The following is a 9036-nucleotide window of genomic DNA, read 5'->3' as shown; positions in this document are numbered from 1 at the left end:
GGGAGATGATGTTTATTGCTTCGCGGTTGTGAGCTGGTCGTATCATGCGACCTCCGGGTCAGGCTTGTTATCACCCAGGCGATTGATCACCTCACGACGCATCGACTCCAGTCGCAGCCTGCTTTCATCGCTGCACTTCAGCGCTTCGTCTAGCGTCTGAAGCATCTCTCTGTCTTTCTGTCTCTGTTGAGCCAGAGCTATGTTGGTTACGCTGCACATGAGTCCTCCCGTGAGGCTATTAGCTCTTTGGTTTTCTGCTGATACTTCGCCTTGATTGCCTGGCATTCTTCGGTAGTCCAGCGGTGGCGCTTATGGTCAGACTCAATCTCCACCACACACTCTATGCCGATGCGCTCTATTAGCTCCACCCGATACGGCACCAGGTTCCCGCTCTTGTGCTGGTTGCACACAACGCATTGCCGGTGAATATTCCGCTCATCAAATCGGAGTTGAGGTGCCGCAGCAGTCGTCCGGTAATGGCCGGCATCCCACTGAGCAGACGTGGACGTTCCGCACGAGATGCATGGCAAGTCGCGGTCTCTTTCTCTGATGAAGGTGTTTACTGCTTGTTGGGCTTGTTTAATCCAGTAACTGCGGGGCTTTAAGGCGAGCTTTCTGACTTTCAGTTTGTCTTTCTGTTCCTGTTCCTCTCTTCGTCGTTTCTTGTCGGCTGCTTTCTCAGCGTTATCTCTTTCCCGGCTTCGCCGCTCCATCGCGACTACCGTTCCGCAATCTGGAGAGCACCACCACTGGTTGCTGAATTTGGGGTGGAACCATTCGCGGCAGGATTCGTTTTTACAGCGTCGACGTGTCTGCCTCATCTCTCTTCACTCCCTTCTTCCCGGTTTCAATGTACGCATCACTCGCGCACTCGTCGCACACATGCACTTCGTCATCATCAAGCAACCTGGCACAACCAGCACATAACCCAGCCGTTTTGTTGCTGTTGCGTTCGTATGATGTGGTTTCAGATGGGGTTAGCATTCATCCTCCAGGGGTCAAGTAGATGGTTGCTGCGATAAGCGCAACGAAGAAAGCGCCGAGCCATTTACCAATTTGCAGCTCAATTTTTGGCGGTTCGTAATGTATGCGGCTGGAGTGCCTTTTGGGGTATTTGTGCTTGTGTTTATATTTGCTGCGCGGTCTTGGCATAGATTTTCCTCGCTCGCACACGCAGCCACATAACATCAGCCAGGTGAGCGGTGTTGTTGAAAGTCTTTATTTCGGATGGGAGTGGTTCAGTCTTGCGTTTACTGCGGTGTCGGACGTTGAAGATGAGGTTGTCGAGAGCTTTCTGGGTTGGGCTTCGGGTTCGCTTCATGCCGCCTCACTTTGCAGAATCTTTCTGCCGGCCTCGATTAGCTCATTCCGATCGACATAGCTCGTCAGACATACGCCGCGCCTCATCGGGTTCCAGATGAGAAGCATTGAGCCTTTGTTGTTCCCGTTCACCGCTTGCAGGTTGTCAGCGCGAACAAACGAGATGCGGCCGCCAGTGATGATCCGCACCTCGCTAACCGTCTCCAGTGCCAGCCGGAACCAGCCAACAGACATATCAGCCGGGACGAGCATCACCACACCTACAACACCATCAGCTGATGACTTGGCAGCCTGAGCCACCCACGGAGTGATATCGCTGTACGGTGGATTGCACCATACGTAACCGGCATGAAATGCGTCAGACCAGTCACAGGACAGCGCGTCGTCAACTTCGGTCAGGTACCGCGGGTGAAGGTGGTTCTTGTCGCTGGCCGCCACATCACCAGTGAAGCCGAATTCACGGTCTAATCCGGCGTAAATCTCTGGCGGGGTTTGCCATAAATCTCGAATGTCGATCGGGGTGTTGCTTCCGTTATAGTCACTCATGAGTAACGCCCTTCGGTGAATTTAACTCCCTGCCCAACCGCCCAGGCTGTCGTGTACTCAATCAGGCTAGCCATGCGCTTTATGCTCATTTCCGCGCTGCTTTCCCGGATGTTCACGTATTCGCCCTCGATTCCCGGCACCAACTCGGCCTCCTGTTTTGTCGCTACGGCGTGACCGCTGATGAGCAACACCTTCCACTGCTCAGGCTTCAGCTTTTTCCCGCACCAGTTAACCTGCGCGGCGATATCACCCAGCATTGCGTGAAACTTGGCATTTTGGTCGAGGTTGCGTTTGTAGTCGGAAATGCGGATTGTTACGGGTCGGTCTTTGTCGGTCTGTAGGGACTGGATGATGTTTATTGCGTTCTGTCTGATCCGTTCGTCACGAATCATTAGCGTTTGCTTCATCCCATTCTCCTTTAACGGTTATCCCTGCTGCACAAATAAAAAAGGCTGCGATGATGGTCAGCAGCCCGAATGCTATCTCTGAGATGTAAGAGGTCACGCTCTCACTCCTTCAAGCATCTTGTTAATCTGATATCCGCTCCAGTTCTGGCGGCACTCGTCAAATATCGTGTTGCCGGCTGTCGATTTGACGAACTTCAGCCTGCACACGCTTCCGCACTTGTCGGAGGTTTTGTATGGCCCGCGACCGTATTTAGCCGGGTGCGTGGCGTCAGGCGCTACCGTGTAGAGGTAATTGCTGCGGTCTCCGGTGCGGAGAATCTTGCCGGTCTGCCACAGCTTAGAGAACACCGACGAGACAGCTTTAGGCTCCATACCCAGCAACCTGGCCACACTATGCAGTCGGCACTGCGGATTATCTTTGATAGCCATCCATACGCGATATGGCAGAGTGGTTTCTGGTTGGGATGATTGGATGATCATGCGGCCCCCTTATTTTCAATCAGGAACATACCATTGCGGATTTGCTTCGCCTTGCTCTTATCGCCCAGCAGGAATGGCTGTGGCGCTTCCTGAAAACCAGAGCGGATATTTTGAGCATCGTCCATTCCGATAAGAATCGACTCGCATTTGCTCACACCGGTAAGTAGGTATGCCCGGTAGCGTTTTTCAAATTCTTTGGCGCGATAAGGTGTCTCTTCTTCGCTCATGCCAGCAAATTCAATCCAGCCCCCCATATCGGAAATAATTGCGTGGATTATCGGGTCATCGAAAACAACGCTATTTCTGCGTCCGTAGCTACATACAGCCTTGTAACATTTCGTCCAGGCAAGAAGTGATCGCCCATCTTTGTTGCCCTCGATGTGGCGCAGCAGGTCGGCGGGTTTAGGGAAGAATTGCCCGTTGTCAGTATCTCGGGTATGGCCTTGAAACGCCCTGCTGACATCCTCAACTGGGTAGGGCTTGAGTGCATTCCAGTAAATCCCGATCATGACTTCGGATATCTCTTTGCCGTATATCTCGCCGATAGCCGCCATCGACTGAGCGAACTTAGGCTTCTCAGTTTCGTTCATCAGAATGGTGCTCCAGTATCAGATGAGCCAGCCCAGCGCTGGAGGTTGTCCAGGTTTCTGGCTGTCGTTGCGGTGTACTGCCCTGATGCGATTGCGCGGGCGTGGTGGTTATCTGCCAGGTCTCTCAGCTTCTCAACCTGAGCTGCGTCTCTAAGCAGAGTGTCTATGCCATCGTAGACTTTGTTGGATGGGTTTTTACCCATAAGCCAGGTATCGCACTTGGCACCAGTAATGGCTTTGCAAAGCTCATCAACTGTAAACCCCTGCTCAAGCCTCGCCTTAATCCGCTTGCGTCGCTTATCGTCAAGCTTCGCAGTTGGATGGTTATGCTCAGACTGCCAGTGAGAAAACACCGCTCTAACAGGATCGGTTTGCTCAGCGGTTTGTTTGGACTGCTCATCAGATTGGGAATGCTCAATTACACCGCTCACGTCCCCTTTGGGGACTATAGGGGTAATATTGTCTTTCTTGTCTTTTGTAATAGTGTCTTTTGTGTGTCCCTGTTTTGGTGACAGGGCTGTCACTGTTTTGGTGACACTTTTTGTCACTGATTTGGTGACAGTGACACTATCTTGGTGACACTCCGGTACTTCCCACTCAGACAAGTTTTTGTTTGGCCCAATTGCCAGCCCATCTTTTATTAGAACTTTCATGGCGATAAGTTCGTTTTTAGCCTTGTTAACCTTCTGCCTTGGCAGCCTCGTTAACTGGCCTATCTGGCTATCAGCAATCCGATCCGTTTTCTTGTTGAAGCCGTAAGTTTTCCGGCAAACTGCAAAGGCTACCTTGGCCTGATTTCGAGTCAGGTTAGCCCCTATAAGCTCTTCCAGTAGCTCGTTTGCCAGACGGGTGTAGCCATCGTCTGTGTCTGCCACTCTTCGCTCCTGTTGCCCCGGTTCAGGGCCCGGGAATCTGATTAACTCTGCTGTATTCATGAATCCTCCCACCCTGCTTTCTTCATAAACTCGCGATATTCAGCCAGGATAGCTTCAGCCGGTTGCGGGATTGAAACCTCAGTATCTGCATCAGCTATCGCCTGAATGAACGCCATGGCCTTGGCAGAGCTGAATTTCGGCATTGCCGCATTACGGGTCAGCTTCTTCTTGCCGGCCGCTTTCGCCTCGGTCATCTTCTCGGCGGCTACCGTTGATGCCTGAGAACCATGCTCACGCGACAAAGCCACAGCAGTGGTTGCCGATACCTCGCCAGTGCGAACCATCTCAATCAGGGTATCGCCACAGGTGAGTAGCTGCAGGTGATGCTCTACATCTGCAACAGAGCGCTTCACCTTCCTGGCTATCTCAGAAGCTTCCCATCCCTGATTGCTCAGGCGCTGATATGCCGCTGCGCGTTCCAGTGGGGTTAATGGCTTCCCCTGGCTGCTGGTCACCATGAAGGCAATGCGATCAGCATCGGAGCCGATAAAGTCCTTACACTCAAGGCGTGGGATTTCGTGGCCTGCTGCAGTTGCCAGTAGAGCGCCGTGATAACGGTGGTGGCCGTCAATGATTTTTACGCCCTGTTCTGTCACCTGGACGGCAAGAGGCGGCACGTATTCACCTTCAATAAACGCGTCGCGGAATTCCTCAGCGTGAACTTTGTCGATTTCGCGGACGTTAAAACCGGGCTCAACGTAGATTTCATTCAGCGGAACGAGGAAGGTCTTCTTAACCGTGGTACCGGTGCCGTTTTTGTCTTTCGACTTGTAATGCAGTGAGAGAGAACTCATAATTACTCCTGTATGTTGATCCAGTGAAACTTCATACATCAGGCGTCGATGCTGTTGCTGCAGCTCGGCGCTTTTTCTTTTGTCAGATAACTCGCCAGACGGCGCGTTAACTCCGCCATCTCATCGTCTTCAATGCCCCACTCCAGAACAGCCAGAAGCATGCTCATCTTTGGGATGAGGGTTTCTTTCCAGCGGCTGATTTGAGACTCGTTAATCCCCAATGCATCAGCCACGTTTCTCTGTCCGCGTAGTGCTATGCGGTTCAGTATCGAGCTGTTGATTGAGGTTGCCTTCTTGCGGGTGTTTGCAGCTTCCATTTGTAATACTTCCCTTAGTTAATTAGTTACGTGACGAAGCCGTAGCGGTCGCCACATATATTTGTAGTCTTTTGGATTACTGCCCTTCTTCAGGGCTGGATGTGTAAAGAGCGAGGGGTAAATCAGGCTGCTGCTTGTGCAGCCATGTAGCGTTGCGGGTAGAGGATTTGCATCTCACTGATGGTGCCATCAAAGAAACGTGAGATTTTTTCTGCTGTCTCGATGGAAGTCAGTTGCTTACCCCTTTCGATGCGGCTCAGATTTCCAACATCGATATTGGTGGCTACTGAAAGATCGGCCAGCGTCAAACCGCGCTCTACTCGCATTTTTCGTAATGGCGTATCCATAAAAACCTCCATTTAATGCGTAATACGCATATTACAACACAATTTAAATATGCGCAATGCGCTTTGCGTGTGACGCAAAATAACAATTTAATGAGAGCATGGAAACAGGAAAAAGAATCAGGCAGCTTCGCAAAGCGAAGAACATGACAATCCTTGAATTAGCGACATCTGTCGGTAGCGATGTTGGCAATATCTCTCGTCTTGAGCGTGGGGTTCAGGGGTTTACCGAGCAGTTACTAGTTAAGATTTCTGCAGCCCTGGGCGTTAAGGTTGCCGACCTCTTCACTGAAGAAGAATTGGATATTGAGCCGGTCGATAAAACGGTTAATACCGCAGTTAAAAGCTATGTCGTGGTAGTTTTGGATGCTAAGGCGAGCGCTGGAAATGGTGTGACGGTGTTCAATGAAGTGGATGAGACCATCTCCAGCATCATCTATGAAAACGACAAAGCCATGGAGATATTTGGCCACCGCCCAGCTGAGAGCATGCGGGTGATCACCGTCATCGGTGACAGCATGTCAGGAACAATCGAGACCGGTGACAATATCTTTGTTGATATATCTAAAGACTACTTCGACGGTGACGGCATCTACGTCTTTAAGTTCAAAGGCTCACTGATGGTCAAGCGCTTGCAGTTCACTGCTGATGGCCTGTTAGTTCGCTCCGACAACCCGAAATATGCAGACTGGCTGATCAGGGAAGAGAACGAGCAGTATCTCAAGGTATTGGGTCGAGTGATCTACACGCACTCAGTGACACGCTACGTCTAGCCCACAGCCTGGCGAGACGGCGGGCTAAATGCGCCTCAAAAACCAAAGTTGAATGAGTATCACGGCAAGATTTGTAAAGGACAAGCCTAGAGCAAGCCAGGTTAAATCACTTACGCTCTCCATACGGAAACCTCATGACGATTGACAGGGTTCTTTCAATTATAGCAACAACGGTATCATTTATTGCAGTTCCTGCAAGTGGATTTATAAGCTACAGGTACGCAATTTTAGGCGAGCGTCGCAAGGAATTTAACGCTATTGCTGACGATATCAGGCATAAGTTGCGGGAGCACCAAAGGCATTTGGAGCAAAATATCTATCCTTCTGGTTCTTACATTGAAATTTCAGATAAGGACTTTGACTCACTGGTAGACGTATCTTATGCGAAGGACAGAAAAGCGATCCGCGCCTTGTGCGATAAGTATCAAGAGTCTCTTTCGTCCAGCATTAGGTTTAAAGAGAATGGGGATTATGAAGTCTTTGGCTTCGATGGGGCGCTGAGTGCCTTGGTTAAGCTTTTGCCACTGGTTCAAAGGAAATAGCCCAAGCCACGAGACGTTTGAGTAGAGGCCGCAGAGATGCGGTCTTTTTTATTGGATGGAATTACAGGTGTAAAAAAAAATCAGCATAAGCTGATCATTTTATTGAACTTTATGTGCTGCCTGGGTAGTATCCCGCTGTTGAGCGATCATTTTGTGTTCGCCAATAAAGGGAAGCCCCGTGAAAGGTCGAAGTTTCACGGGGCTGAAAAAACATCGGCTAGAATGTTTTCTTGAGATCTCGATTTGGGAGATTAACTCAAGCGGTATCCCCTGTAAAGCATTCGATGCCATCTTTTTAGAAGGTATTCGCATGAAGTACATTTGTTTGTAAGAAGAATCACCGCTATAACCCTATGTTCAGTATTCTTCCTGAAAACCAAGGTCAAACGGGGCGTCATAAATGCCCGGGATGCGCCTTTGAGTTAGCAATGCTGAATAAGGCAATGGGTATTCCTGCATCAAATAACGACTCCATCCTAGAGACACTTCCTGAGAGCCAAGCGGGAACAGTGAGGCACAAGGACGCATTTGCTGCATATCAGTTGGCCTACAAGTACTAATCTCTCAACCCGGCAACCGAGCCGGGTTTTTGTTGACATAAAGCAATCCACTAACTTGCAATATCCCACCTATAGACTAGGATTACTCTGGGATTGACACATATCTCTGTTAGTTGCATTTCTACCATTATGCTCCTTACCGCCCTCCTCTGTGGGCGGTTTTTTTATACCCAACACCCATCACTATTTGCTCAGCATCCAGATAAATAAGCTTATCTGGTAGAACCTTGCAATCCCTGCGGTACTCACCAAGTTTTTTGGCAATGCTTTTATTTGTCACCCTTTCACTAGCAGCTGATAAGTCCATCACAGCCCTGCCGATAGAGAGCATCATTTGCTTCGCTCGCTCTTCGTTAAGCTCCATTTCGACATCTCCGTGATTATTTCGCAAGCAAACCACCCTATCACACAGCCACCGAGATGGCATTTACAAAAATGAATTATCAGTAAATTCATTGTGATAACTAAAAAAACAACTACATAAACAAATTTGCGTTTGACGCATATGCGCATAACGCATACATTAAGTCCATCAGCAGGACGCACTACTCACCAGAGGGTCATTTTGCTGATAGTTCATACGGTAGCCCAGGAGGGCGAGTAAGGCCGGGTGAGTTGGCAACGGAACACGAACCGCATGCAGTGCATCGCATGTACCAGAAAAGGTAGTGATCAGGCAGGTACTTCTCTCGTATGCCTCAGTGCAAATAGACCGGACGTATGAACAACAATCACCAAGACGGTGAATGCTCATTAACAGATAGCCCTGAAGAAGGGCAAATACACCGAAACAGTCTGTTTTGGGGTGTGGCTGGCAGTTGGATATTTGAGGCCATGTAGCCAGCGAAAGTCCTGGATGGACCGCACCACCAAAACACACTGACAGGAGGATGTATGGACTCACAAGCACGTCGCCGCGAACGCCGCGAAGCTAAACAGGCTGAATGGAAAGCTGCTAATCCCCTGTTAGTGGGAGTAAGCGCCAAGCCGCAGCGCCAGGTGTTGACGCTGAACAGAAAGTCTATGAGCCGCGTTGAAAAGGCAGTTGAAACAGAAACCGAATACATGAAGCAGATTGTGGCTGCAGCTTCTGCTTACACAGGTCCGGAGTTTGACACAGGCTGCTGCCTTCCAGAGATATCGCTATATCGGGCGGGCTATCGTAAATCTGAGAGCGTTACCGCTCGTTAATTTGAGGTGACATATGAAAAGCGCATATCCAATGAAAAAGGTTGGTCAGGTTTACGAGTGCGTACTCGATGGCACTCTTCTTGAGATCACTTACGCTTGGAAAGATGGAACATCGATGATGAAGCATTTGAACGGTGATCTCATTGGTCGAGAGGATTGCATCAATGGGCAAAGTATTTTCAAGTTAGTGAAAGATGTCGAACAGATCGCTTAGGCGGCCTTTTTTATTACATACGG

16 protein-coding genes are annotated in these 9036 nt (G+C 49.8%); 4 read left to right on the top strand and 12 right to left on the bottom strand.

Annotated features, from left to right (window positions below; translation table 11 throughout):
- Window positions 1–42: 42 nt before the first annotated feature.
- The 11 genes from F3J26_RS22640 to F3J26_RS04055 all read right to left on the bottom strand — a co-directional run bounded on the left by F3J26_RS22640 (window position 43) and on the right by F3J26_RS04055 (window position 5736).
- The gene (locus tag F3J26_RS22640) at window positions 43–165 is read right to left on the bottom strand and encodes a hypothetical protein (RefSeq protein WP_286180180.1); all 123 of its coding nucleotides are present in this window, start codon (window positions 163–165) and stop codon (window positions 43–45) included.
- A 41-nt stretch (window positions 166–206) separates the two neighbouring features.
- The gene (locus F3J26_RS04105; RefSeq protein WP_166991674.1) at window positions 207–821 is read right to left on the bottom strand and encodes a recombination protein NinG; all 615 of its coding nucleotides are present in this window, start codon (window positions 819–821) and stop codon (window positions 207–209) included.
- Between the two features lie 305 nt (window positions 822–1126).
- Window positions 1127–1321, bottom strand: a complete 195-nt coding sequence (locus F3J26_RS04095; RefSeq protein WP_166991668.1) for a NinE family protein — start codon at window positions 1319–1321, stop codon at window positions 1127–1129.
- Window positions 1318–1866 (bottom strand): phage N-6-adenine-methyltransferase, encoded by a 549-nt coding sequence (locus tag F3J26_RS04090; RefSeq protein ID WP_166991665.1) that lies wholly within the window; start codon window positions 1864–1866, stop codon window positions 1318–1320. The genes F3J26_RS04095 and F3J26_RS04090 overlap by 4 nt, the downstream gene beginning before the upstream one ends.
- A complete protein-coding gene (locus tag F3J26_RS04085; protein WP_166991662.1) occupies window positions 1863–2273 on the bottom strand; it encodes a recombination protein NinB in 411 nt (136 codons plus the stop codon). Before F3J26_RS04085 ends, F3J26_RS04090 begins: the two co-directional genes overlap by 4 nt.
- A gap of 93 nt (window positions 2274–2366) precedes the next feature.
- A complete protein-coding gene (locus F3J26_RS04080) occupies window positions 2367–2753 on the bottom strand; it encodes a hypothetical protein (RefSeq protein WP_166991659.1) in 387 nt (128 codons plus the stop codon).
- Entirely contained in the window at window positions 2750–3343 is a 594-nt protein-coding gene (locus F3J26_RS04075) for a DUF6475 domain-containing protein (RefSeq protein ID WP_166991656.1), read from the bottom strand. Before F3J26_RS04075 ends, F3J26_RS04080 begins: the two co-directional genes overlap by 4 nt.
- On the bottom strand, window positions 3343–4278 hold the full coding sequence (locus F3J26_RS04070; RefSeq protein WP_166991653.1) for a replication protein: 936 nt from the start codon (window positions 4276–4278) through the stop codon (window positions 3343–3345). Before F3J26_RS04070 ends, F3J26_RS04075 begins: the two co-directional genes overlap by 1 nt.
- Window positions 4275–5072 (bottom strand): ParB/RepB/Spo0J family partition protein, encoded by a 798-nt coding sequence (locus F3J26_RS04065; protein ID WP_166991650.1) that lies wholly within the window; start codon window positions 5070–5072, stop codon window positions 4275–4277. The genes F3J26_RS04070 and F3J26_RS04065 overlap by 4 nt, the downstream gene beginning before the upstream one ends.
- Window positions 5073–5110: 38 nt before the next feature.
- Window positions 5111–5389, bottom strand: a complete 279-nt coding sequence (locus F3J26_RS04060) for a CII family transcriptional regulator (protein ID WP_166991647.1) — start codon at window positions 5387–5389, stop codon at window positions 5111–5113.
- 122 nt (window positions 5390–5511) lie between these two features.
- Window positions 5512–5736: a helix-turn-helix domain-containing protein gene (locus F3J26_RS04055; protein ID WP_166991644.1), complete on the bottom strand. Its 225-nt coding sequence runs from the start codon at window positions 5734–5736 to the stop codon at window positions 5512–5514.
- A gap of 98 nt (window positions 5737–5834) precedes the next feature.
- Here F3J26_RS04055 and F3J26_RS04050 point away from each other — a divergent pair, with 98 nt between their 5' ends.
- Window positions 5835–6506: an XRE family transcriptional regulator gene (locus F3J26_RS04050; protein ID WP_166991641.1), complete on the top strand. Its 672-nt coding sequence runs from the start codon at window positions 5835–5837 to the stop codon at window positions 6504–6506.
- A 134-nt stretch (window positions 6507–6640) separates the two neighbouring features.
- The gene (locus tag F3J26_RS04045) at window positions 6641–7048 is read left to right on the top strand and encodes a hypothetical protein (protein ID WP_166991639.1); all 408 of its coding nucleotides are present in this window, start codon (window positions 6641–6643) and stop codon (window positions 7046–7048) included.
- 696 nt (window positions 7049–7744) lie between these two features.
- Here F3J26_RS04045 and F3J26_RS04040 read toward each other — a convergent pair.
- On the bottom strand, window positions 7745–7972 hold the full coding sequence (locus F3J26_RS04040; RefSeq protein ID WP_166991636.1) for a hypothetical protein: 228 nt from the start codon (window positions 7970–7972) through the stop codon (window positions 7745–7747).
- 530 nt (window positions 7973–8502) lie between these two features.
- Between F3J26_RS04040 and F3J26_RS04035 the strand changes: the two genes are divergently transcribed.
- Both F3J26_RS04035 and F3J26_RS04030 read left to right on the top strand, forming a co-directional pair.
- Window positions 8503–8799, top strand: a complete 297-nt coding sequence (locus F3J26_RS04035; RefSeq protein WP_166991633.1) for a transcriptional antitermination N peptide — start codon at window positions 8503–8505, stop codon at window positions 8797–8799.
- 13 nt (window positions 8800–8812) lie between these two features.
- The gene (locus F3J26_RS04030) at window positions 8813–9013 is read left to right on the top strand and encodes a hypothetical protein (protein WP_166991630.1); all 201 of its coding nucleotides are present in this window, start codon (window positions 8813–8815) and stop codon (window positions 9011–9013) included.
- Window positions 9014–9036: the final 23 nt, after the last annotated feature.

This window comes from Enterobacter sp. Ap-867, assembly GCF_011752855.1.
GTDB lineage: Bacteria > Pseudomonadota > Gammaproteobacteria > Enterobacterales > Enterobacteriaceae > Cedecea.
This window is presented reverse-complemented; position numbering and strand designations above follow the sequence as displayed.